This window comes from Accumulibacter sp., assembly GCF_031732815.1.
Lineage (GTDB): Bacteria > Pseudomonadota > Gammaproteobacteria > Burkholderiales > Rhodocyclaceae > Accumulibacter.
Genome location: NZ_JAVMKF010000174.1, coordinates 2,210 through 24,682, shown reverse-complemented (window position 1 = coordinate 24,682; position 22,473 = coordinate 2,210). Strand labels below are relative to the sequence as shown.

Annotated in this window: 17 protein-coding genes, 1 tRNA gene and 1 pseudogene; 10 read left to right on the top strand and 9 right to left on the bottom strand. The window is 64.6% G+C overall.

Annotated features, from left to right (window positions below; all coding sequences use genetic code 11):
* The first annotated feature begins 160 nt into the window (after positions 1-160).
* Positions 161-532: an Mth938-like domain-containing protein gene (locus RKP46_RS11465; protein ID WP_311106762.1), complete on the top strand. Its 372-nt coding sequence runs from the start codon at positions 161-163 to the stop codon at positions 530-532.
* A 95-nt stretch (positions 533-627) separates the two neighbouring features.
* Here the strand turns inward: RKP46_RS11465 and RKP46_RS11460 are convergent, their stop codons facing one another.
* The gene (locus RKP46_RS11460; protein ID WP_311106761.1) at positions 628-1,329 is read right to left on the bottom strand and encodes a Bax inhibitor-1/YccA family protein; all 702 of its coding nucleotides are present in this window, start codon (positions 1,327-1,329) and stop codon (positions 628-630) included.
* Positions 1,330-1,546: 217 nt separating this feature from the next.
* Between RKP46_RS11460 and RKP46_RS11455 the strand changes: the two genes are divergently transcribed.
* Positions 1,547-1,634: transfer RNA gene (locus RKP46_RS11455), tRNA-Ser, on the top strand.
* Positions 1,635-2,128: 494 nt separating this feature from the next.
* Positions 2,129-2,696: pseudogene (locus RKP46_RS11450) on the top strand (transposase); the annotation flags it as partial.
* Here the strand turns inward: RKP46_RS11450 and pepN are convergent.
* The 7 genes from pepN to queF form a co-directional block, all read right to left on the bottom strand.
* The gene (pepN, locus tag RKP46_RS11445; RefSeq protein ID WP_311106760.1) at positions 2,670-5,339 is read right to left on the bottom strand and encodes an aminopeptidase N; all 2,670 of its coding nucleotides are present in this window, start codon (positions 5,337-5,339) and stop codon (positions 2,670-2,672) included. The pseudogene RKP46_RS11450 and the gene pepN sit on opposite strands and share 27 nt — an antisense overlap.
* Entirely contained in the window at positions 5,336-6,229 is an 894-nt protein-coding gene (gene prmB / locus RKP46_RS11440) for a 50S ribosomal protein L3 N(5)-glutamine methyltransferase (protein ID WP_311106759.1), read from the bottom strand. Before prmB ends, pepN begins: the two co-directional genes overlap by 4 nt.
* The gene (gene dapE / locus RKP46_RS11435; RefSeq protein ID WP_311106758.1) at positions 6,222-7,388 is read right to left on the bottom strand and encodes a succinyl-diaminopimelate desuccinylase; all 1,167 of its coding nucleotides are present in this window, start codon (positions 7,386-7,388) and stop codon (positions 6,222-6,224) included. Before dapE ends, prmB begins: the two co-directional genes overlap by 8 nt.
* A gap of 14 nt (positions 7,389-7,402) precedes the next feature.
* On the bottom strand, positions 7,403-8,587 hold the full coding sequence (locus RKP46_RS11430; RefSeq protein WP_311106757.1) for a PilT/PilU family type 4a pilus ATPase: 1,185 nt from the start codon (positions 8,585-8,587) through the stop codon (positions 7,403-7,405).
* Between the two features lie 40 nt (positions 8,588-8,627).
* Positions 8,628-9,449 carry a 2,3,4,5-tetrahydropyridine-2,6-dicarboxylate N-succinyltransferase gene (dapD, locus tag RKP46_RS11425; RefSeq protein WP_311106756.1) on the bottom strand — a complete coding sequence of 274 codons (822 nt, stop codon included), beginning with the start codon at positions 9,447-9,449 and terminating at the stop codon, positions 8,628-8,630.
* Positions 9,421-10,653: a succinyldiaminopimelate transaminase gene (gene dapC / locus RKP46_RS11420; protein ID WP_311106755.1), complete on the bottom strand. Its 1,233-nt coding sequence runs from the start codon at positions 10,651-10,653 to the stop codon at positions 9,421-9,423. The genes dapD and dapC overlap by 29 nt, the downstream gene beginning before the upstream one ends.
* A 176-nt stretch (positions 10,654-10,829) precedes the next feature.
* On the bottom strand, positions 10,830-11,249 hold the full coding sequence (gene queF, locus RKP46_RS11415; protein WP_311106754.1) for a preQ(1) synthase: 420 nt from the start codon (positions 11,247-11,249) through the stop codon (positions 10,830-10,832).
* 212 nt (positions 11,250-11,461) lie between these two features.
* Between queF and smc the strand changes: the two genes are divergently transcribed.
* The 7 genes from smc (at position 11,462) to RKP46_RS11380 (ending at position 20,773) form a co-directional block, all read left to right on the top strand.
* On the top strand, positions 11,462-14,977 hold the full coding sequence (smc, locus tag RKP46_RS11410) for a chromosome segregation protein SMC (RefSeq protein WP_311106753.1): 3,516 nt from the start codon (positions 11,462-11,464) through the stop codon (positions 14,975-14,977).
* Between the two features lie 8 nt (positions 14,978-14,985).
* Entirely contained in the window at positions 14,986-16,242 is a 1,257-nt protein-coding gene (locus RKP46_RS11405) for a cell division protein ZipA C-terminal FtsZ-binding domain-containing protein (RefSeq protein ID WP_311106752.1), read from the top strand.
* 20 nt (positions 16,243-16,262) lie between these two features.
* The gene (gene ligA, locus RKP46_RS11400) at positions 16,263-18,311 is read left to right on the top strand and encodes an NAD-dependent DNA ligase LigA (protein ID WP_311106751.1); all 2,049 of its coding nucleotides are present in this window, start codon (positions 16,263-16,265) and stop codon (positions 18,309-18,311) included.
* A gap of 64 nt (positions 18,312-18,375) precedes the next feature.
* Positions 18,376-18,927, top strand: coding sequence for a hypoxanthine-guanine phosphoribosyltransferase (locus tag RKP46_RS11395; RefSeq protein WP_311106763.1), 552 nt, complete (start codon positions 18,376-18,378; stop codon positions 18,925-18,927).
* 1 nt (position 18,928) lies between these two features.
* The gene (locus RKP46_RS11390) at positions 18,929-19,675 is read left to right on the top strand and encodes an S-methyl-5'-thioinosine phosphorylase (RefSeq protein ID WP_311106750.1); all 747 of its coding nucleotides are present in this window, start codon (positions 18,929-18,931) and stop codon (positions 19,673-19,675) included.
* Entirely contained in the window at positions 19,668-20,198 is a 531-nt protein-coding gene (locus tag RKP46_RS11385) for a peptide deformylase (protein ID WP_311106749.1), read from the top strand. Before RKP46_RS11390 ends, RKP46_RS11385 begins: the two co-directional genes overlap by 8 nt.
* A gap of 74 nt (positions 20,199-20,272) precedes the next feature.
* On the top strand, positions 20,273-20,773 hold the full coding sequence (locus RKP46_RS11380; RefSeq protein ID WP_311106748.1) for a low molecular weight protein-tyrosine-phosphatase: 501 nt from the start codon (positions 20,273-20,275) through the stop codon (positions 20,771-20,773).
* 167 nt (positions 20,774-20,940) lie between these two features.
* On the opposite strand, the gene RKP46_RS11375 is transcribed toward RKP46_RS11380, so the two are convergent.
* The coding region (locus tag RKP46_RS11375; protein WP_311106747.1) for a response regulator at positions 20,941-22,473 on the bottom strand (1,533 nt) is incomplete at its 5' end.

Here is a 22,473-nt window from a genome sequence, read left to right as displayed (position 1 = left end):
CGGGAAAGCTCTTTCATGGTGCGGACTCGGAAGGCGTGCAGCGTATTCGGTGCTCAGCGCTGTTGCAGATTCGTCAGGGCGACCGGCGTCAGGTGACCAGCGAAGCGCGGCCGGCAAAAAGCTATAATCGTACTTTAACCTTGCCTGCACCGCAATTTTGATGAAGCTGCAACTTGACCGCCCGGAAGGTCTGAATACCTTTACGGCGTACGGCGACGACTATGTCAGCGTCAACGGCGTTCGCCATCGATGCAATCTGCTCGTTCTGCCGGAGCGCCTGATCCCGGACTGGAGCAGTGCGACCTCGGCTACCTTTTCGCTCGCCGACGGCGCAATCCTTGCCGGACTCGACGCCGAGATCGTCCTTCTTGGCACCGGCAAACAACTGCGTTTCCCGCCGCCCGAGTTGCTCCAGCCGTTGATCGCGCAGCGTAAGGGACTTGAAGTGATGGATGTCCGGGCCGCCTGCCGAACCTACAACATCCTGCTCGGCGAAGGACGCAAGGTGGCGGCCGCCTTGTTCCTCGTCTGAACAATGCGGGCGGGGTCGGCGCAGAATTCGCGCACCCGCCGAAAAACAAAGGCGGCCGTCCGGCCGCCTTCGGAAAGTCCGCGAGCGGATTTCGTTCAGTCGCGATCACCGCTGAAGAACATCAGCAAATTCAGCAAGCTGACAAAGACGTTATAGATGTCAAGGTAGACTGCCAGCGTCGCCGAAATGTAGTTGTCCTCGCCACCGTTGACGATCCGGCTGATGTCGTAAAGGATGTACGCCGAAAAGACCAGGACGGCGACAGCGGAAATGGTCAGCGACAGGGCTGGAATCTGGAAGAAGATATTGCCCAGCGCGGCAAGCAGAACGACGATCATGCCGACGAACAGGAACTTGCCGAGAAAGCTGAAGTCGCGCTTGCTCACCGTCGCCACGCCGGCGAGCGCAAAGAAGATCACGCCAGTCCCGCCGGCTGCCATCGCGATCAGCGAACCGCCGTTGCTGAAGCCGAGCGCGACCTGCAGGATGCGCGAAAGCATCAGCCCCATGAAGAAGGTGAAGCCGAGCAGCAGCACGACCCCCATGCCGCTATTCTTCGTCCGCTCGATTCCCCACATGAAGCCGAAGGCAATGCCCAGGAAGAGCAGGAAGGACATCAGGGGGCTTCCGGCGAGGAAGGAGAACTTCAACTGCACGCCAGCGACGGCGCCGATCACCGTCGGCAGCATGCTCAGCGCGAGCAACATGAATGTATTGCGCAACACGTTGTTGCGTTGCACGGCAAGGTCGAGACCTGCCTGATGGCTCACTTGATACGGTTGATACTGCGGTTGCATGGTGTTCCTCCTGTGCAAGGGACGTTCGATTACGCCCCTAAGACTAGCCAATTCCGGCAAAAGTTTCAATCGCGCCTGTCGGTCAAGGAGGCGGCCAGCGAGCCCCAACGGCAGGCCTCGGGGCCGCTTCTCGCATCTCATGCTATCATCCGTTGCGCCACACGACCAGCCCCGCCGCTGACAGCCGAACACGCGAAATGGGTCAGGTGGTTGTACCGGAAGCTTGGCAGAGTGGTCGATTGCACCGGTCTTGAAAACCGGCAACCCGCAAGGGTTCCAGGGTTCGAATCCCTGAGCTTCCGCCAACAAAAGCAATTACTTGGCGCTGAGTTAATTGTTGCGCCAAGTGCTCACGAAGTAGCAAGACATCCGGCTATCACAAGGGTAACGCTGCACCGGCGACAGCAAGGCTCATAAGCATGACGTAAGCGGAACTACAAAGCCGCCCAGGCGAGGTACACGAAGGAACAACGACAAGATGGCGGAGCAGTTTGACTATCCTCCCGAAGTGTTCAATCTGCTGGTGGATACGATCCCAATGCTGTGCCGGAGCAAGCAAGATGTCGTTCTCTTCCTCCAAGGCGCTGGGGTTGCGTCGGAAGACCTCGCTGAAGTCTCTCGTATCGTCCGCACCAATCGCGACGCGATCAACAAGTTCGAGATCGTGTGCAAGGTACTCACGAAGGTGAATGCGCGTGGAGATAGCGAGAGAAGTGGGCCCGGAAATTCGGACAGCAGGACAAGTGGTAGCCTTGCTCCCGCGAACGACTGCGGAAGCGGCCATAACAGGAGCAAGAGCATGCCGAGAAGGACGAGGCGGAACCTCGCACCGGCATTCAAGGGGCGAGTGGCGCCGGCGGCGCTGAAGAGCGGCAAAACGATGGCGGAGTTGGCCCCGCAGTAGGGCATTCAGCCGAACCAGATCACAAGATCACAGACTGGACGCGGTAACTGACAGAGCGTGCGGTGCACGTATTTGGAGACGTCGGAAGCCCTGTGTGGAGTGATCCGCACCTGACGAAACTGCACGCCAGGATCGGCCGGTTGACGCTGGAAAACCATCTTTTAGAGCATGCGCTCACCAAGGCGGGCAGTCTTCCCGCAAGACGATGATTGACCGCGCCGACAAGCTGGCCGTATCGCAACAGTGTTCCCTGCTCGGGCTGGCGCGTTCGACCGCCTGCTACACGCCCCGCGAGGTCTCGGCGGAGGACCTGGCGCCGATGCGCCGGATCGACGACTTACGCCTTGAGCACCCATTCGCCGGCGCCCGCATGTTGCGCGATCTCCTGCGCTGCGAGGGCTTCCGGGCGGGGAGCAGGTCGAAAGTCGGCAGGCTGCTAGGCGAGCGCTCGCTCAACGACCTCGCCTACATCGGGCGATAGCTTGCGCGTGGCCAGCAGCCCGGCGAGGACCGCTTGCGCGTGCTGCTGGTGACCCTCGGTAAACCTGCGCCAGCGGTCGAAGCGGCGCGCCAGGCGGGCGGCGACCTGCGGGTTGAACTGATCGATCTGGGCAATCTGCTCGGCCAGGAAGCGGTAGCCGCTGCCGTCGGGCGCATGGAAGCGGACGTGGTTGTTGCCGAAAGTGTTGAGCAGCGCATACACCTTGTTCGGGTTATGCAGATCAAACGCCGGGTGCGCAAGCAACTTCCGGACTGACGAGAGCGTTGCCGGAAGACGGCTTGCCGCCTGTACGGCCAGCCATTTGTCGACCACCAGCGCCTCGTTTTGCCATTGTTCGTAGAAGGCGGCCAGTGCGCGTCTGCGTTCCGGGCAGTCGTCCTGCGCGAGGACGGCGAGTGCAGCGTACTGATCGGTCATGTTGTCGGCCGAGGCGAACTGATGCAGCGCGCGGTCACGGACCTCCTGCGTGCGCAGTTCGCCGAGATAGCCCAGGCAGACGTTGCGCAGCGCTCGCCGGCCGGCGGCGGCTGGTGTCGGCTCGTAGCCGCCGGTGGTCGTCAGGCTGGCGTAACACTGCTCCAGTTGTCCCGCCATCTGTTCGGCCAGGAAGCGACGCAACCCATTACGTGCAGCGTGCAGTGCAGCCGGGTCGACGATCGTCATTTCTTCGGCGAGCGTCGCTTCGCCGGGCAGGGTCAGCGTTTCGGCAGCAAACGCCGGGTCGGACTCGGCGAGTTCCAGGATGCGTGCCAGCGCGCTGACGATGCTGCTTGGCCAGCGCAGCGGACGCGCGTGCGTCAGTTCGGCCGCGGCGGCCAGGATCAGGCGACCGGTCAGGCGTTGGCCCGCTTCCCAACGATTGAAGGGGTCGCTGTCGTAGGCGAGCAGATGGGTCAGCTCTTCATCGCGCCAGGCGTAATCGACGATGACCGGCGCCGAAAAATTGCGCAGCAGGGAGGGTACGGGTGCCGCGTCGACCGCCAGGAAAACAAACTCCTGGTGGCGTTCGGTGAGCGACAGGACGCGGGTCGTCAGCGCTGCGGCGGGTCGTTCGCTCGTCGCCTGGCTGGTCATCTCGGCGGTCAGGATGAGCGGCAGGTCCTGCCCATCAGCTCCGCACAGACCGACGGCGAACGGGATGTGGAAGGGCTGGTCGGTTGCCGCCGCCTTTGGCGAAGCCGGGCGTTCCTGCGTCAGGGCCAGTACATAGCGCTGCTGCTCGGCGTCATACTCGCCGCGCACCCGGATGCGCGGCGTACCGGCGTGGTCGTACCAGCGCATGAATTGCTGCAGGTCCACGGCGCCGGCGTCGGCCATCGCGGCGACGAAGTCGTCACAAGTCACTGCCTGGCCGTCGTGGCGCGCGAAATACAGGTCCATGCCACGGCGAAAGGCCGCTGCGCCGAGTAGCGTGTGGATCATGCGCACGACTTCGGCGCCCTTTTCATAGACGGTGCTGGTGTAGAAGTTGTTGATCTCGACGTAGGCTTCGGGTCGCACCGGATGCGCCATCGGTCCTGCGTCCTCGGGGAACTGTACGGCGCGCAGCGTGCGCACGTCGCGGATGCGGGCGAGTGCGCGATTGTGTGTGTCGGCGGTAAACTCCTGGTCGCGGAAGACGGTCAGCCCTTCCTTGAGCGATAACTGGAACCAGTCGCGACAGGTGACGCGGTTGCCCGTCCAGTTGTGAAAGTACTCGTGTGCGACGACGCGATCGATGTTTTCATAGTCCACGTCGGTGGCCGTATCCGGGCGGGCGAGGACGTACTTCGTATTGAAGATGTTCAGTCCCTTGTTTTCCATCGCGCCCATGTTGAAGTCGCCGACGGCGACGATCATGTAGTGGTCGAGGTCGCAGGTGAGGCCGAACACCTGTTCGTCCCAGCGCATTGCGCGCTTGAGGGCATCGAGCGCGTGCGCACACTGATCGCGCTTGCCGGGTTCGACATAGAGCGCCAATTGCACCCGACGCCCGTCGGCGGTGACGAACTCGTCGCGCAGCACATCGAGGCGTGCGGCAACGACGGCGAAGAGGTAGCACGGCTTGGGGAAAGGGTCGTGCCATTTCGCCCAGTGGCGACCATCGCCGTGCTCGCCGCTACCGACCGGGTTGCCGTTGGCGAGGAGGACCGGTAGTTTCTCGTGGTCCGCGTGCAAGGTCACGCTGTAGGTCGACATCACGTCCGGACGGTCGGGAAACCAGGTAATACGGCGAAAGCCTTGCGCTTCGCATTGCGTGAAGTAGCCGTCCTGCGAGCGGTAGAGGCCCGACAGACTGCTGTTGCGGTCGGCGTCGATGCGCGTTCGCGTGCTCAGCGTCAGGCGATCGGCAACCTCGGCGATGCACAGCAACGTGTCGCTGCAGGTGTAGCGGTCGGCGCTCAGCGGCACGCCATCGATTGCCAGCGAAAGCGTCTGCAGGCCATTCCCGTCGAGCTGCAGTACCTGTCCGGGGGCTGCCGCCGGGTTGCGCCGAAGCTGCAGTTGGCTGTCGACGATGACCTCGCCGTGGCGGAAATCGAGCTCCAGGGCGACCTGGTCGACCAGGAAGGGTGGTGGAGCGTAATCCTCGCGCCTGATTCTGGGGTTCGCTGCCGTCGTCATCGTGGCAATTCCTCGCGCTGCAGCAGGAAAACGTAGTGATCGCCCGCGCTCGTTTCCAGCCAGGTGAATGGGAGCTTGGGGAAGGCGGCCTCGAGCGTGTCGCGATTGTGGCCAATCTCGACGACGAGCAGTCCGTGCGGTGCCAGGTGTTGGCGCGCCCGGGCGAGTATGGCGCGCGTCAGATCAAGCCCGTCGTCGCCGCTGGCCAGCGCCAGTTCGGGTTCGCAGCGGTATTCGGCGGGCAGCGTAGCCATCGTCGCGGCATCGACATAGGGCGGATTGCTCACGATCAGGTCGTAGCGTCGGCCGCGCAGGCCAGCGAACAGGTCGGACTCGATCAACTGGACGCGCTCGTCCAGCGCATGATCGGCGACGTTGCGCCGGGCGACGGCCAGCGCGTCGGCTGAAACGTCTACCGCATCGATCCGCGCCGCCGGAAAGACGTGCGCGGCGATGATCGCCAGGCAGGCCGAACCGGTGCACAGGTCGAGGATGCTGGTGATTTCATCGGGTTCAGCGATCCACGGCGTCAGGCGCTCGCGTAGCAGTTCGCCAATAAACGAGCGGGGAACGATGACGCGTGGGTCGACGTAGAAGCGATACTCGCCGAGCCAGGCTTCGTTGGTCAGATAAGCGGCCGGCAGCCGTTCGCCGATCCGACGGGTAATCAGTTGCAGGCATCGGGCGCGTTCGCTACGCGTCAGGCGGGCGTCGAGAAAGGGTTCCAGGCGGTCGAGCGGCAGGTGCAGGCAATGCAGCAGCAGGTAGGCGGCTTCGTCCCAGGCGTTATCGGTGCCATGTCCGAAGAAGACGCCGGCCTCGTTGAAGCGGCTGACGGCAAAGCGCATCAGGTCGCGCAGCGTGCGTAGTTCGCGGCTTGCGTCAGACATCGGCAGGCAGGAGTTGCTCGATGATTCGCCGGTAGATGGCCGCCAGACGGGGTAGCGCGTCGAGCTCGATGCACTCGTTGACCTGATGGATGGTCGCTCCGAGTGGGCCGATCTCGACGATCTGCGGACAGATCTCGGCAATGAAACGGCCGTCGGAAGTCCCGCCGCTGGTCGATAGTTCGCTCGTCAGCCCGGTTTCGGCACGGATCGCGTGTCGCGCCGCGTCGATCAGTGCGCCACTCCCGGTGAGGAAGGGGCGTGCACCGAGCGTCCAGGCGATTGCGTAGTCCAGACCATGACGTTCGAGCACTCCGCACAGCCTGGCCTGCAGACTTTCGGGCGTGCTGGCGGTGGCGAAACGGAAGTTGAAGTCGATGCTGACGCTGCCCGGGATGACATTGCCGGCGCCGGTGCCGCCGTGGATGTTCGAGACCTGCCAGGTGGTTGGCGGAAAGAATTCGTTGCCGGTGTCCCAGACGGTCGCCGCCAGTTCGGCAAGCGCCGGTGCCGCCAGGAGGATCGGGTTCCTGGCCAGATGCGGATAGGCGATATGGCCTTGTACGCCTTTGACGACGAGCTTGCCGGAGAGCGAGCCGCGGCGGCCATTCTTGATCACGTCACCGAGCGCGCCGACCGCTGTCGGTTCGCCGACGATGCAGTAGTCGATCGTCTCACCGCGCTGGCGCAACGTATCGGTGACGGCGACGGTTCCGTCAACGGCGTCGCCTTCCTCATCCGAAGTGAGCAGGAAGGCGAGTGATCCGGCGTGCACCGGTCGCTCGGCAAGAAACGCCTCCACCGCAGTGACGAAGGCGGCGAGCGAACTCTTCATGTCCGCCGCACCCCGGCCGTAGAGCTTGCCGCCTACCCGCTGCGGAATGAACGGGTCCGAGTTCCAGGCTTCGCGCGGACCGCTGGGGACGACATCGGTGTGCCCGGCCAGGCAGAGCAGCGGCCGCGCCTGGCCGCGTCGCGCCCACAGATTGCTCACGCCGCCGCGGTTGATGAACTCGCACGCAAAACCCAGTGCGCTCAGACGTTCGACGATGATGGGCAGGCAGCCGGCGTCGTCCGGCGTCACCGAGCGGCAGGCGATCAGTTGCTCGGCCAGTCTGAGCGTCGGCTCGTCATACAAGGTCAGGTCGGCCTCGGGCGGCATCGCGCGGCTGGCGGTTACGGCGCCTCGCCGTCGTGCAGACTCAGCGTGAACGCCTTGTACGACGGTCCGCCGGGATCGGTCGCCGACAGATCGTAGGGCGTTTCAACACGCTGTTCTTCCTTGCGTGAGCGGACGCCGCTTTCCGTATTGTTGTTGATCAGCCACGATAGATTGGTCGGCGAATCGGCGTTGTTGAGCGCTTCGTCAAGGGTGATCAGCCCGGCGCTGTAGAGGCGGAAGATGTCCTGTTCGAAGGTGCGCGAACCTGGCGCCAGGCTTTGCTCCATGGCTTCCTTGAGCGCCGGGATGTCGCCTCGTTCGATCAGTTCCTGCACATGGTAGCTGTTCAGCAGAACTTCGACTGCCGGGATCAGTCGGCTTTCCTTGTTCTTGATCAGGCGTTGCGAAACGATCGCTTTCAGACTGACCGACAGATCCATGTACAGGGTACCGCGCGATTCGACCGGGAAGAAGTTGATCATGCGGTTGAGCGCGTGGTAGCTGTTGTTGGCGTGCAGCGTGCCCAGGCACAGGTGACCCGTTTGCGCATAGGCAATGGCCGCCTGCATCGTTTCCTTGTCACGAATCTCGCCGATCAGGATGCAGTCGGGCGCCTGCCGCATGGCGTTCTTAAGGGCATGGTTCCAGCCCAGCGTGTCCATGCCGATTTCACGCTGATTGACGATCGACTTCTTGTGCCGGAAGAGGTACTCGATCGGGTCTTCGATAGTCAGGATGTGACCCGCCCGGTTGGCGTTGCGGTAGTCGAGCATCGAAGCGATCGTCGTCGACTTCCCGGAACCCGTCGAGCCGACGATCAGGATCAGGCCGCGCCTTTCCATGACCAGGCTGGCCAGGACATCGGGCAGCATCAGCGTATCAAGGGCCGGAATGTTGCCCCGGATGTAGCGCACGACAAGCGATATCGTCCCGCGCTGGCGGAACAGGTTGATGCGGAAGTTGCCCAGACTGGCGACGCCGACCGAGAGGTTCATCTCTTTCGTCGTCTCGAAGATCTGTGCCTGTTCGGTGGTCATCAACTCGCCGGCGATCTTCTCGATCATCGCCGGTTCCATGACCTGTTGATTGACCGCGACCGTGTTGCCGTGAATCTTGATGTGAATCGGTGCGCCGGCGGTGATGAAAATGTCCGATGCTTGCCGGTCGGCCATGACCTGGAAGAGCTTGTCGAGGATCATCTGAGTGCTTGTGCGACGCAGTTTGCGAAAGGGGCGCTACTCAGTCGCCGCGCAGCAGGTCGTTGATGCTGGTCTTCGCGCGCGTTGCCGCGTCCACCTTCTTGACGATGACCGCGCAATACAGGCTGTGGCTGCCATCCTTGGCGGGCAGGTTGCCCGATACGACGACCGATCCCGGCGGCACTCGCCCATAACTCACCTGGCCCGTTTCGCGGTCGAAGATGCGCGTCGACTGGCCGATGTAGACGCCCATCGAAATGACTGAGCCGGCACCGACGATGACGCCTTCGACGACTTCCGAACGCGCGCCGATGAAACAGTCGTCCTCGATGATCGTCGGATTGGCTTGCAGCGGTTCGAGTACGCCGCCGATGCCGACGCCGCCGGACAGATGTACGTTACGGCCGATCTGCGCGCACGAGCCGACCGTTGCCCAGGTGTCGACCATCGTTCCCTCGCCGACGTGCGCACCGATATTGACATACGACGGCATGAGGACGACGTTCTTGCCGATGAAGGCGCCGCGCCGGGCTGTCGCCGGCGGGACGACGCGGAAGCCGCCGCGCGCGAAGCGTTCGTCGTCGTAATCGGCAAACTTGCACGGCACCTTGTCGAAATAGCGCAGTGCACCGCCGTCGATCAGGCGGTTGTCCTGCAGGCGAAACGATAGCAGAACGGCTTTCTTCAGCCATTGATGTGTCACCCACTCGCCGTCCATCTTCTCGGCGACGCGCAGGCTGCCTTCGTCGAGTTGGTCGAGGACCGTGCTTACCGCTTCGCAGAGCAGCGCCGGGGCGTTCGCCGGCTGCAGCGTGTTGCGCGTTTCCCAAGCCTCATCGATGATCTGTTGGACAGCGTGCATTGCGGTCTTCCTCGAGTGTTGCGGTGAATGAACGAATACGCTCGGCTGCTTCGATGCACTCTGCCAGTGCGGCGACGAGCGCGATGCGGACGAAGCCGGCGCCCGGGTTGACGCCATGCGCCGAGCGAGCCAGATAGCTTCCCGGCAGGACAAGCACATTATACGCGGCGAGCAGGCGGCGGGCGAATTCCGCATCGTCGATCGGGGTTCGCAGCCAGAGGTAGAAACCGGCCTCCGGCCAGGTGGCGCCCAGCGCATCAGCGAGCAGCGGGGTAACGGCAGCGAACTTTTCGCGGTAAGCGCGCCGGTTTTCGATGACGTGCGCTTCGTCGTTCCAGGCGGCTGCGCTGGCCGCCTGTATGGCCGGGTTCATCGCGCAGCCATGGTAGGTGCGATAGAGCAGAAAAGCGGCGAGGGTCGCCGGATCGCCGGCGACGAAGCCCGAGCGCATGCCGGGCACGTTCGAGCGCTTCGACAGGCTGGAAAACATTACCAGCCGTCGCCCATCGTGGCCGAGCCGGCGGGCGGCCTGCAGCCCGCCAAGTGGTGGGCGGTCCTCGTCGAAGTAGATTTCCGAGTAGCACTCGTCGGCCGCGATGACGAAGCCGTAACGGTCGGCAAGCGAGAAAAGCTGTTGCCAGTCGTCGAGGCTCAGGATCTTGCCGGTCGGATTGCCCGGCGAGCAGACGAAGACGAGTTGCACGCGTCGCCATTCGGCTTCACTCAACGACGAAAAGTTGAGCGCGTAGGCGTTTTCGGGAACGGTGTTGAGAAAGCGCGGTTGCGCCCCGGCGAGATACGCCGCGCCTTCGTAAATCTGGTAGAACGGATTTGGACAGACGACCAGCGGCGGCTCGCCGCGCGTCGGGTCGACGACGGCCTGGACGAAGGCGAACAAGGCTTCACGCGAGCCATTGACCGGAATGATCTGCGTTTCCGGGTCAACTCCGGGAAGCCCGTAACGACGTTCGAGCCAGGCGGCGATGCTGTGCCGCAACTCGGCGCTGCCCAGCGTCGTCGGATAGTTGGCCAGCCCGGTCAGGCGCTCGCTCAGTACCGCCTTGATGAAATCCGGTGTGGGATGCTGCGGCTCGCCGATCGACAACCTGATTTCGCGCAATTCCGGGTTGGGGGTGACTCCGGAAAAGAGCTGGCGCAGCTTTTCGAAGGGGTAGGGTTGCAACTTTGAGAGATGGGGATTCACGCTTGCTCCTCGACCGCTTGCGCACGCCATGCGCGAACAACTCCGTCGCGTGGCCGATCAGTGGGCTTGCTCAATCGCTCGTTCGCGCCTCGCCGGCAGCGGTGGGTCTCGGCGTGGTTTCGATGTTGGCTCGCGTCTTCCATGTCGCCCGCTCGCGATGAGTTCCTGGCAAGCCCTCAGTTCGACCGACTGGTCTGCCCGGCAAGCTCGCTGAGGACGACTGCCGGAGTTGGCAGCCAGCCCGGCTGGCGGTGTTCGGCGACGACCGTGGTGAATATGCCGCCCCGCACATTGAAGCGCGCGGTCAGCTTCATATAGCGTGGCTGGGTAGCAGCGACCAGGTCGTCGAGAATGCGGTTGGTCACGTCTTCATGAAAGCAGCCGGTGTCGCGAAACGACCAGACGTACAGCTTCAGGCTCTTCAGTTCGACGCACCGGGCATCCGGGATGTAGTCGAGAATCAGCGTCGCGAAATCCGGCTGGCCGGTTTTCGGGCACAGGCAGGTAAACTCGGGGATTTCCATATGGATGTGGAAATCCCGCTGGGGCGCCGGATTGGCGAAGGTGTCGAGGGTTTGGGCCGGGCTTGTGCTCATGCGGATTCCGCGTGGCGTCGGAGGGCAAACGATTCGGGCAGGCGGGGTGATATTATAGGCGGCATTCTCCGCTTCCCGCAGCAATATCGTCGGCCATCCGCGCGGCCGAACCCGGTGGCTGAAGGGGAGAGCGTTTCCTTGCGAGCGTGTCCTGCGAGCGTGTCATTTCCGATCTCATCCGGCATGCCCGAGTAGCTTCCCGGCCCGAGCCCATGCGCCTGACCAGACTGAAACTTGCTGGCTTCAAGTCCTTCGTCGACCCGACGACGCTCGCCCTGCCCGGCCAGCTCGTTGGCGTGGTCGGCCCGAATGGCTGCGGCAAGTCCAATGTCATAGACTCCGTGCGCTGGGTGCTGGGCGAATCGAAGGCCTCGGAATTGCGCGGCGAGTCGATGCAGGATGTCATCTTCAACGGTTCCGGCAGTCGTAAGCCGGTCTCCCGGGCGGCGGTCGAACTCGTCTTCGACAACTCGCTTGGCCGGCTCGCCGGCCAGTGGTCGCAGTATGCCGAACTGTCGGTCAAGCGTCTGCTCACGCGCAATGGCCAGTCAGAGTATTACATCAACAACCTGCACGTACGCCGCAAGGACGTAACTGACCTTTTCCTCGGTACCGGGCTGGGTCCGCGCGCCTACGCGATCATTGGTCAGGGAACGATCTCGCGCATCATCGAGGCCAAGCCTGACGAATTGCGTGTCTTCCTGGAGGAAGCGGCCGGAGTCACCCGGTACAAGGAAAGGCGCAAGGAAAGCGAAGGCCGCCTGGCCGATACGCGGGAAAATCTGACCCGCGTCGAAGACATTCGCGGCGAACTCGCGACGCAGATGGAAAGACTGGCTGATCAGGCAGGTGTTGCCCGCCAGTATCGCGCGCTCTGTGACGAGCTGAACCGCAAGCAGCAGGTGCTCTGGCTCTTGCGCCGCAACGAGGCACAAGGTGAGCGCGATCGCCTGATCCATGAAATCGGCCAGGCAAAGCTCGATCTCGAAGCGCGCATCGCAGCCCTGCGTGATCTCGAAGCGCAGCTCGAGGGCGCGCGCGAGTCGCACTTCGCGGCAAGCGACGGTGTCCATTCGGCACAGGCCGAGTTGTTTGCTGCCAACGCCGAGGTAGCACGGATCGAAGCCGAAATCCGTCATCGCCGCGAAGCGCAGCGCGAATACGAGACGCGCCTGGCGCAACTGACGGAAGACCAGCTTCACTGGCAGGCGGAAAGCGAGCGACTGGCGCGCGACGACGAGCGCTGGCAGGCCTTGCTCGGCTTGGCCGACGCGCGCGTCGAGCAGGGTCGGCTACTGCTCGACAGTTGCCACGAGCGACTACCGCTGGCGGAAGAGCGGCATGCGGCGAGACTTGCCGAAGTCAGCCGCCAGCGCGCCGATCTGGCGCAGGTCGAACGGGCCATGCATGTCGAGCTGGCCAATCGCGGCCACGCCGAGCGTTCGCTGCAGATCATCGCCGGTCGGCGCGAGAAGCTGGCCGCCGAGCGGGCGGCGCTGCCGCCACCGGACGACAGTGGGCTGGCGCGCCGCGAGGCTGAACTGGCCGAGCTACGGCAGCGCATCGCAGCCCTGCAAACCGCGCAGCAGGCGCAGCAGCTTGTTCTTCCGCAACTGGAAGCGGAGCGTCGACGGGTGTTCGCCGAGGTACAGGAAACGCAGAAGGCGCGCGCCGAAGCGCATGCGCGGCGGACTGCGCTGCAGCAACTGCAGAATCGGCTACGCGCCAATGGCAAGCTGGACGACTGGCTGAGGCGGCATGGCGTGCACGCCGAGGCACCCCTCTGGCAGGCGCTGCGCGTCGAGGCGGGCTGGGAAGACGCGGTTGAAGCCGTACTGCGCGAACGCCTGAGTGCGCTGCCGGCGGCGGCGCCCGACTCGGCGTGGAGCAGGGACCGGCCGGCTGGCCGGCTGACCTTGTTGTTGCCACACGCCGACTCGGCGAATACGCCGCGCCCGGGCGTGGCGGCGTCCGACCTGCTCCTGGCGCGCATCGACTGCGCCCGGCCAGACCTCCATGCCGTCCTTGCCGATTGGCTGAGCGACGTATCGACGGCTCCGACGCTGGCGCTCGCCTGGGCGAAGCGCGCGACGCTCGCCGGCAATGCATGTTGCGTGACGGCGCAGGGGGATATCGTTACGCGGCACGCGATCACGCTCTTCGCGCCGGACAGCGCCGAGCATGGTCTGCTCGAACGGCAACGCGAGATCGACGCGCTTGGCGGCCTGATCGCCCAGCGCGAAGATGCGGCGGCGCAGGCACAAGTTCGACTGGGCGAGCTCGAGCAGCGGCTGAGCGATGCGCAGCGCGCCCTGCAGGACTCGCGCCAGCAGCTCAATGTCGTGCAGGACCGCGTGCATGCGATTCAGGTGGAGACATTGAAACTGACGCAGGCGCGCGAGCGCTTTCTCGAGCGGCAGGCACAGGTCGACGAGAGCCTGGCGGCCATGGCGGGCGAAGCAGAAAACGAAAGGGAGCGGCTGTTGCTGGCCGAGGAGGCCATCGAACAGCGGCGCGACGAGGTCGATCGGGCCCAGTCGATGATCCAGGCGGCGCAGGTCCAGCTCGAAGCGAGCGAGCGGGCGCTGCGCGACGAGCGCGAGCAGGTCGCACGAGCTGAGCGGGATCTGCGCGAAGCGGAATTTTCGCAGCGCGAGTGCGGCAGCAAGCTGAGCGAGCTGGCCGCCAACCGCGAGCTGGCGCAGCGCCAGATCGTTCGCGTGCGCGACGAGCTGGCACGCTGCACGGAAAGCGCCGGGGCTCTGCGCGCCGAGGATCTGGAAGCGGCTTTGCAGGACGCGCTCGACCATCGCGTGGCGCGCGAGCATGCCCTGTCCGACGCGCGCGAGCTTCTGGAGACCGGCGCCAACCGGCTGCGGGCGCTTGATGAGCAGCGGCTACGAACCGAACAGGGGCTCGACCCGTTGCGCACGCGGATCGGTGAACTGAAGCTCAAGGAGCAGGCGGCGGGCTTGACTTGCGACCAGTTTGCCGCGCAGTTGAGCGAAGCGAACGCCGACGAAGATGCGCTGCGCGGCGAACTCGCCGGCGTGCGCGCCAGCACCCTGCAGGCGGCGATCAACACTTTGCAGCGATCGATTGAAGCGCTTGGTGCGGTCAACCTGGCCGCGCTCGACGAACTGGAGGCGGCGCGCGAACGGAAGAGCTATCTCGATGCGCAGGCGGCCGACCTGACGCAGGCCATGGAGACCTTGGAGAGCGCAATCCGGCGGATCGATCGCGAAACACGCGACTTGCTGCAGACCACCTATGATGCGGTGAACCGCAGCTTTGGCGAGCTGTTTCCAACGCTTTTTGGCGGTGGCGAGGCGCGTCTGGTGATGACCGGTGAGGAGATCCTCGACGCCGGGCTGCAGGTGATGGCGCAGCCGCCGGGTAAGAAGAACTCGACGATTCACCTGCTTTCCGGTGGCGAGAAAGCGCTCACCGCGATCGCGCTGGTCTTCTCGATGTTTCAATTGAATCCGGCGCCGTTCTGCCTGCTTGACGAAGTGGATGCGCCGCTGGACGATACCAATACGGAGCGCTTTTGCGCTATGGTGCGGCGCATGTCGGCGCACACTCAGTTTCTGTTCATCAGTCACAACAAGATCACGATGGAGATGGCGCAGCAACTCGTCGGAGTTACCATGCAGGAGTCCGGCGTTTCGCGGATCGTCGAAGTCGATATGGAAGAGGCGCTGCGTCTGCGCGAGCAACTGGTTTAGGAAGAGAAATGACCGATTTGCAAATGGGTTTGATGGGCCTTGGCGCGACTGCCGTGATCGTTGTCCTGGCCTACAACAAGTGGCAGGAGCACAAGCACCGCAAGTTGGCCGAGCAGCTACTGAATGCCCGGCAGGCTGATGTCCTGCTCGACGAAACCCTGCCTGGCGACATCCCGGTCGCTTCGCTGGCACGGTCTGAGCCAGCCGGCCGGACGAACCCCAGGAACGGGCGCGAACGCCTCGACACGCCGCTCGAAGGCCAGCCGCCGATGGCTGCCGAGGTGGCCGAGGGCACGGCCCATGATCGGACCAGCGGGGCCAGCCGCATACCGGCGTTCCTTTCGGCGTCCGACCCGGTGATTCTGCCTGACGAGGCTTCGCCCGCGGCGGACGCGCAGAGCGGCGCCGGCGATCCGTCCGGACCGCGCGAGATCGGTACGCCGCTACACGTGCTGTCACCACTGATCGACTATATTGCCGCGCTCGAGTTCTCTGCTCCGGTCGGCGCGTATCGCCTGCGCGAAACGCAACGTGCGGCCATGCAGCGGATCGAAAAGGCGATCAACTGGATTGGCTACAACGAAGAGTCGAACGAGTGGGACTTGATCGCCGACGACAGTGATCGGGCGTATCAGCACGTCCGCATCGGCCTGCAGATGGTCGACCGGCGGGGGCCATTACGCAGTTCGGAGCTGTCGATTTTCGATGTCGCCGTGCACGATCTGGCGACCGAGCTTGGCGGTCTGGCCGAGTTGCCTTTGCGTGAAAGCGCGCTTGAGGCGGCGGCCGAGCTGGATCAGTTCTGTGCCGGTGTCGATATCCAGATCGGGATCAACGTCATCAGTCAGGGACAGGTGTTCGCCGGAACGAAATTGCGCGCGCTCGCCGAATCGGCTGGCATGGTAGTCGACCCGACGGGTCGCTTTGCGCGTTGCGACGACGACGGTAGCGTTCTGTACTATCTGCTCAACCAGGAAGACCAGGGCTTTTCGGCGGAGGCGATGAAGAGCCTGACGACGCATGGCGTCACCTTTCTGCTCGACGTACCTTGTGTCGCCAACGGCGATCGCATCCTCTCACAGATGTTCGAGCAGGCGCGCCGTTTTGCCGACTCCTTGCACGGCGCGCTGGTCGACGACAACCGGCAGCCATTGTCGGAAAAGGCGCTCGAGCCGATTCGCCGTCAGGTGATGCAGTATCAGTCGGCGATGAGCGCACGCCACCTGGCCGCCGGCGGGTCGTTGGCATTGCGTCTGTTCTCCTGAGCGATCGGGCGGTTGTTGCGATGAACGTCAGCGAGCGCCTGGCCTTTCTGCGCGGCGAGATCGATCGGCACAACCAGAGCTACTACGTTCGCGATGCGCCGCTGATCAGCGACGCGGAGTATGACCGCCTGTTCGCCGAACTGCAGGCGCTTGAAGCCGATCATCCCGCGTTGGTGAGCGCAAGCTCTCCGACACAACGGGTGGGTGCGGCGCCGCTCGCCGAGTTTGCTCCGGTCGCCCATGTCCAGCCGATGCTGTCGTTGAACAACGCGTTCAGCGATGAAGAGATCGCCGCTTTTGATCGCCGGGTGCGCGAGGCGCTTGCCGTCGACGGCGAAGTCGTCTACTCGGCCGAACCCAAATTCGATGGCCTGGCGGTTGCTCTGCTTTATGAAAACGGGATCTTCGTGCGCGGTGCGACGCGTGGCGACGGCGCCACGGGCGAGGACGTCACGGCTAATCTGCGTACGCTGCACACGATTCCGCTGCGCCTGCTCGGCGAAACCTGGCCGCAGACGATCGAAGTCCGGGGCGAGGTGCTGATGCTGCGGGAGGACTTTCTGCGGCTGAACGAGCGCCAGCGCGAACACGGCGAGAAGGAGTTCGTCAATCCGCGCAATGCGGCTGCCGGCAGCCTGCGCCAGCTCGATCCACGGGTTACGGCCCAGCGCCCCTTGCGCTTCTTTGCTTACGGGATCGCGGCCGACGAAACGTCTTCGCTGCCGTCGGCGCACTGCGCTCTCCTTCAGTTGCTCGCCGACTGGGGTTTTCCGGTGGCGCGCGAGCAGCGCCGGGTGAGCGGCCTGGCCGGGCTGCTTGCCTACTATCGGGAAATTGGCGAGTGCCGGGCAAGGCTTGCCTATGCGATCGATGGCGTCGTCTACAAGGTCGATGATCGGCTTGCCCAGCAGCAACTCGGCTTCGCTTCGCGGGCGCCGCGTTTTGCCATTGCGCACAAGTTTCCGGCCGAGGAAGCGATTTCCGAAATCATCGAGATCAGTGTTCAGGTCGGGCGCACCGGCGCGTTGACCCCGGTCGCGCGTCTGGCACCAGTTTTCGTCGGTGGCGTCACGGTGACCAATGCAACGCTGCACAATGCCGACGAGATTCGACGAAAGGACGTGCGGGCGGGCGATACGGTCGTCGTCCGGCGGGCGGGCGATGTCATTCCCGAAGTTGTCCGCGTTCTGGCGGACAAGCGCCCACGCAACGCGGCTGAATTCGTCATGCCGCAAGCCTGCCCGGTATGCAACTCGCGCGTCGCGCGTGCCGAGGGCGAGGCGGTTGCGCGCTGCACGGGCGGGCTCTATTGCCCGGCGCAGCGCAAACAAGCCTTGCTCCACTTTGCTTCCCGGCGTGCGATGAACATCGATGGACTCGGCGAGAAGATCATCGACCAACTGGTCGAGGCGTCGATCGTGCGCACGCCAGCCGACCTTTACCACCTGACTCAGCCCGCTTTGACGGCGCTCGAGCGGATGGCCGAAAAGTCGGCGAACAAGCTGCTGGACGCGATCGAGAGCAGCAAGCGAACGACGCTGGCGCGCTTCATTTACGCCTTGGGGATGCGCAACGTTGGCGAAGCGACTGCGAAGGATCTGGCCCAGCATCTTGGCAGCCTGGAGCGTTTGCTCGCCGCCGACGAAGCGGAGTTGCTCCGGGTTCCCGACGTCGGCCCGACCGTCGCCCAGTGCATCCAACAGTTCTCTCGCGAAGCGCACAACCTCAAGGTCATCCGGAAACTGCGGGAAGCCGGGATTACCTGGGACGAGGTCCGGCCCGCGCCAGGCGCTGACCGCGTGCTCACCGGCAAGGTTTTCGTGCTCACCGGAACCTTGCCGTCCTTGACCCGCGAGGCGGCCGGCCGAATGATCGAAGCGGCTGGCGGCAAGGTGAGCAGCTCAGTGTCGAAGAAGACCGATTTCGTCGTCGCCGGTGAGGATGCCGGCAGCAAGCTGAGCCAGGCGCAGAGCCTTGGTCTGGCGGTGATCGACGAGAGTGCATTGCGGCAATTGCTGGCGCCGGGGCTGCCGGTGTCGAGCGCGGGGGATGAGCGATGCCCGCCATGATTTCTGCCTGCTCTTTGCGAATAAGCTGCCCTATCGTTCGGGGAGTGTCAGGAGGACCGGTGTAATGGTGATCGACCGGCAAGCTGCGCTTGCCCTGCTCGCTTCGGCCGACCTTATCCACGCTGGCGATGCGATCGGCGCGGCGATCAATCGCGTTGCGCGCGAGATCAGCACTCGCCTGGCCGAGACTTACCCCGTTGTTCTGTGCGTACTCAACGGCGGCGTTCCCTTTGCCGGTCACTTGCTGACGCAACTCAGCTTCCCGCTCGACTTCGACTACGTTCACTTGACACGCTATGGGGCAGCGACAACGGGTGGCGCGCTGTCCTGGCGCGCGGCCCCGTCGCTCGCCTTGCTCGGGCGGACGGTACTGATCGTGGACGACATTCTCGACGAGGGTACGACGCTGGCAGCAATTCAGGAACGGGTGCGGCAGCTCGGCGCAGCGGTTTGTTACACCGCTGTTCTCGCCGAGAAGATGAATGGGCGGAAGAAGGCGGCGCAAGCCGATTTCGTCGCGCTGACCGTGCCTGATCGTTTCGTTTTCGGTTTCGGCATGGACGTTCGCGGCGCTTGGCGCAACCTGCCGGCAATCTATGCCATGCGCGGAGACTAGGATGCTGGCGATCATCGGGGGCAGCCGGCTGGGCGAACTTGCGCGGCTCGAAATCGAGCGCAGCGAGCGGCCGGCTACGCCCTATGGTGAACCCTCGGGGCCGCTCGTCTTCGGTCGCCTAGCCGGTCGCGACGTGGTCTTCCTGGCGCGCCACGGCAGCGAGCACGGCATTCCGCCGCACCGGGTCAACTATCGCGCGAATGTCTGGGCACTGCGCCATGTCGGCGCTGCACGTGCGATCCTCGCGGTCGCCGCAGTGGGCGGCATCCGGGCTGATCTCCAACCCGGTGACCTGGTCGTCCCCGATCAGATCATCGACTATACCTGGGGTCGCCCGTCGACCTATCACGAGGGGCCCGGGAGTGTCGTCACACACGTCGACTTCAGCCAGCCCTATGACGAAGAGCTGCGCCGGAAAGCGCTCAGGGCGGCGCAGGCTCTGTCGCTGCCTTGCGCGGGGTCGGCGGTATACGCGGCCACGCAAGGGCCGCGTCTGGAAACCGCGGCGGAGATCGACCGCCTCGAACGCGATGGGGCTGACGTGGTTGGCATGACCGCCATGCCGGAAGCGGTGCTGGCGCGTGAACTGCACGTCCCTTATGCGGCGATCAACGTCGTGGCCAACTACGCCGCTGGACGTGGCCAGCCGCCGCGCGCGATCAGCCTGGCCGAGATTCACGCGGTTCTCGACCCGGCCATGCAACGGGTGCTCGCGTTGCTCGAACGGATGCTCGCCGACGATGATTAGGCCGGTACTGAAAATGGGTGACGCGCGCCTCTGGCGCCAGGCGAAGCCGGTCGAAGCGTTCGGCACGCGGGAATTGCACGCCTTGGTCGATGATCTGCGCGAAACCATGCAGCAGCTTGACGGAGCGGGCCTGGCGGCGCCGCAGATCGGTGTGGACCTGCGCCTTGTCGTGTTCGGCGTGACCCACAATCCACGCTATCCTGAAGCTGAGGCGGTGCCCTGGACCGTGCTCGCCAATCCCGTGCTGACGCCGCTCGGCGACGAAACGGACGAGGCGTGGGAAGGATGTCTGTCGCTTCCCGGCTTGCGTGGCTGGGTCGCGCGCGCGGCCAATTTGCGTTACAGCGGTTTCGACGCCGACGGCCGGCCGCTCGAGCGCACGGTCAGTGGCTTTCACGCGCGTCTGGTACAACATGAATGCGATCACCTTGACGGTGTGCTCTATCCGATGCGGATGCGCGACTTCACACGCTTCGGTTTTGTCGATACGCTCTTTCCGGGAGATCGCCTTGCGACTGAGTGACGGCCGGCGTCGGCCACTCCTTTTGATTTGCCGAGGGCATCGGCGACCGCCGACTTGACCAGGACGGATTCCAGATGAATATGAACGCGGCCAGGACGCGCTTTCGCATCCTTTTTGTCTGCATGGGCAACATCTGTCGTTCGCCGATCGCCGAGGGCGTCACGCGCGGGATGGCGCAGCGCGCCGGTCTGGCCAGCCGCATCGAAGTGGCTTCAGCCGGGACACACGGCCACTACCACAAGGGTGAACCGCCCGATCCGCGCGCCCGGCGGGTCGCCGCCAAGGGAGGCTACGACTTGTCGGGAATTCGCGCGCGGCCGGTCGTCGAGGCCGATTTCGCGTATTACGACAGAGTCCTGGCGATGGACGAGAGCAACCTGTCAGCGCTCGAATCGATTTGCCCGGACGACAGTCAGGCACGCCTCGGCCTGTTTCTGGCGTACGCACCGGAACTCGGTGTGTACGAGGTCCCCGATCCCTATTACGGGGCGGAATCGGGTTTTACGCGTGTGCTTACGCTGTGTGAACGCGCCGCCAGCGGCTTGCTTGCCGCCGTGGAGCGCGGCGAGCTCTGAGGCTTGTGGCGCAGGAAGTCTGACGCGTGCACAACCTGGCGAACGGGACAGGCTGATCGCCGCGAGCGAGCAGGCAAGGCCTTGCGCTGGTCGCTCGCCAAGCGGTTCACCAGCTCGGATCTGTCGACGCTTGCTGTGCGCGAGAAGCTGGCGTGCCAAGCGGGCGGTCAGCGACTGGCCTGTGCCGTCATCAGGCGCTCAATGTGGTTGATCAGCAGTTCTTCCGGATACGGTTTGCCGAGGACGACATTCACCCCAACCGCGGCTGCCTGGCTGCGCAGTTCGTCGTTGTCGGAGGTGACCATGATGATCGGGACGTGTGCCGTGCGCGGGTCGGCGCGAACCTGCCGACTGAGCTGGAAGCCGTCCAGTCCCGGCATGTCGACGTCGGTGACGAGAATGTCGGGTACGGTGCCTTCGATCTGGCGTGCTGCGTCCAGACCATCCTCTGCCGTCAGCACCTGATAGTCGTGCGCTGAGAGCAACCTGCCGGTCTTCACCCGGACGACACGCGAATCGTCGGCGACCATCACGACGGTTTGCTGCGGCGACTTCACGGGAGCGTGGGTGAGCGGCGCGGGGGCTTGGCGTCGGGCGGCTTCCACCGCCTGGCGTTGGTTTTCCCGGTTGATCGCCTGCTCGATGATGCGCAGTTCCTGCTCTTCCTGGCGCAGCGCTTCCGCGACCGCACGCCGCTCGCGTTCGAGCTGCGCGGCGTCATCCGCCGCGCGCCTTGCGGCAGCCCGGCTCGCCGCTTCCTCAGCCGCCTGACGCTCGGCGGCCCGGCGGCGCGCCGCCTCGTCTTCCGCACGTCGAGCAGCGTCCCGGCGAGCAGCCTCTTCGGCCGCCAAGCGCCGGGCTTCGCGCTGCGCGGCTTCCTCAGCCGCGCGCGCTTCGGCTGCCTTCCGCTCGGCGGCCAGCCGCGCTGCCTCTTCGGCGGCACGTCGCTCGCTTGCGCGGCGGGCAGCTTCAGCGGCGGCCAGTCGCTGCGCTTCACGCTGCGCGGCTTCTTCCGCGGCACGCTTTTCGGCTGCCTGTCGTGCTGCCTCTTCGGCCGCACGTCGCTCGCGTGCGCGGCGCGCGGCTTCCTCGGCTGCCAGCCGCTGCGCTTCACGCTGCACGGCTTCCTCGGCGGCGCGCTGTTCGGCTGCCTGTCGTTCGGCGGCGAGCCGTGCTGCCTCTTCCGCGGCACGTCGCTCACTTTCGCGGCGAGCGGCTTCCTCGGTTGCCAAGCGCTGAGCTTCGCGCCGCGCGGCTTCCTCAGCGGCGCGCTGTTCGGCTGCCTGTCGTTCGGCGGCGAGCCGTGCCGCCTCTTCCGCGGCACGTCGCTCACTCTCGCGGCGAGCAGCTTCTTCCGCGGCCAGTCGTTGCGCTTCACGCTGCACGGCTTCCTCGGCGGCGCGCGCTTCGCTTGCCTGTCGTTCAGCCGCTTGCCGCTCGCTTTCACGGTGGACAGCCTCTTCAGCCGCGCGCGTAGCAGCCGCTTCCTGTGCCGCAGGCTCCGGCCGGCGTTCTTCGGGAGCGACGTCTGGCGTCGGGCGGGCCTCGTCGGCTGGTGGCCGGGCTTCGCTCGGCTCGATGTGCCGCCAGTCGCTACGTTGATCGAGCCGTTTGCGCGCCGAGCGCCGGGCGATGAAGAAGCTGACGACCAGAAACACCGCAAACACGGCAGCAGCGACCAGCAGCATGTTTTCATTCAT

Bases quoted from the DNA above. Each gene is read 5' to 3' on its own strand.
- RKP46_RS11465 (WP_311106762.1), top strand. From the start codon at position 161: ATGAAGCTGCAACTTGACCGCCCGGAAGGTCTGAATACCTTTACGGCG.
- RKP46_RS11460 (WP_311106761.1), bottom strand. From the start codon at position 1,329: ATGCAACCGCAGTATCAACCGTATCAAGTGAGCCATCAGGCAGGTCTC.
- pepN (WP_311106760.1), bottom strand. From the start codon at position 5,339: ATGACGACGGCAGCGAACCCCAGAATCAGGCGCGAGGATTACGCTCCA.
- prmB (WP_311106759.1), bottom strand. From the start codon at position 6,229: ATGTCTGACGCAAGCCGCGAACTACGCACGCTGCGCGACCTGATGCGC.
- dapE (WP_311106758.1), bottom strand. From the start codon at position 7,388: ATGCCGCCCGAGGCCGACCTGACCTTGTATGACGAGCCGACGCTCAGA.
- RKP46_RS11430 (WP_311106757.1), bottom strand. From the start codon at position 8,587: ATGATCCTCGACAAGCTCTTCCAGGTCATGGCCGACCGGCAAGCATCG.
- dapD (WP_311106756.1), bottom strand. From the start codon at position 9,449: ATGCACGCTGTCCAACAGATCATCGATGAGGCTTGGGAAACGCGCAAC.
- queF (WP_311106754.1), bottom strand. From the start codon at position 11,249: ATGAGCACAAGCCCGGCCCAAACCCTCGACACCTTCGCCAATCCGGCG.
- smc (WP_311106753.1), top strand. From the start codon at position 11,462: ATGCGCCTGACCAGACTGAAACTTGCTGGCTTCAAGTCCTTCGTCGAC.
- RKP46_RS11405 (WP_311106752.1), top strand. From the start codon at position 14,986: ATGACCGATTTGCAAATGGGTTTGATGGGCCTTGGCGCGACTGCCGTG.
- ligA (WP_311106751.1), top strand. From the start codon at position 16,263: ATGAACGTCAGCGAGCGCCTGGCCTTTCTGCGCGGCGAGATCGATCGG.
- RKP46_RS11395 (WP_311106763.1), top strand. From the start codon at position 18,376: ATGGTGATCGACCGGCAAGCTGCGCTTGCCCTGCTCGCTTCGGCCGAC.
- RKP46_RS11390 (WP_311106750.1), top strand. From the start codon at position 18,929: ATGCTGGCGATCATCGGGGGCAGCCGGCTGGGCGAACTTGCGCGGCTC.
- RKP46_RS11385 (WP_311106749.1), top strand. From the start codon at position 19,668: ATGATTAGGCCGGTACTGAAAATGGGTGACGCGCGCCTCTGGCGCCAG.
- RKP46_RS11380 (WP_311106748.1), top strand. From the start codon at position 20,273: ATGAATATGAACGCGGCCAGGACGCGCTTTCGCATCCTTTTTGTCTGC.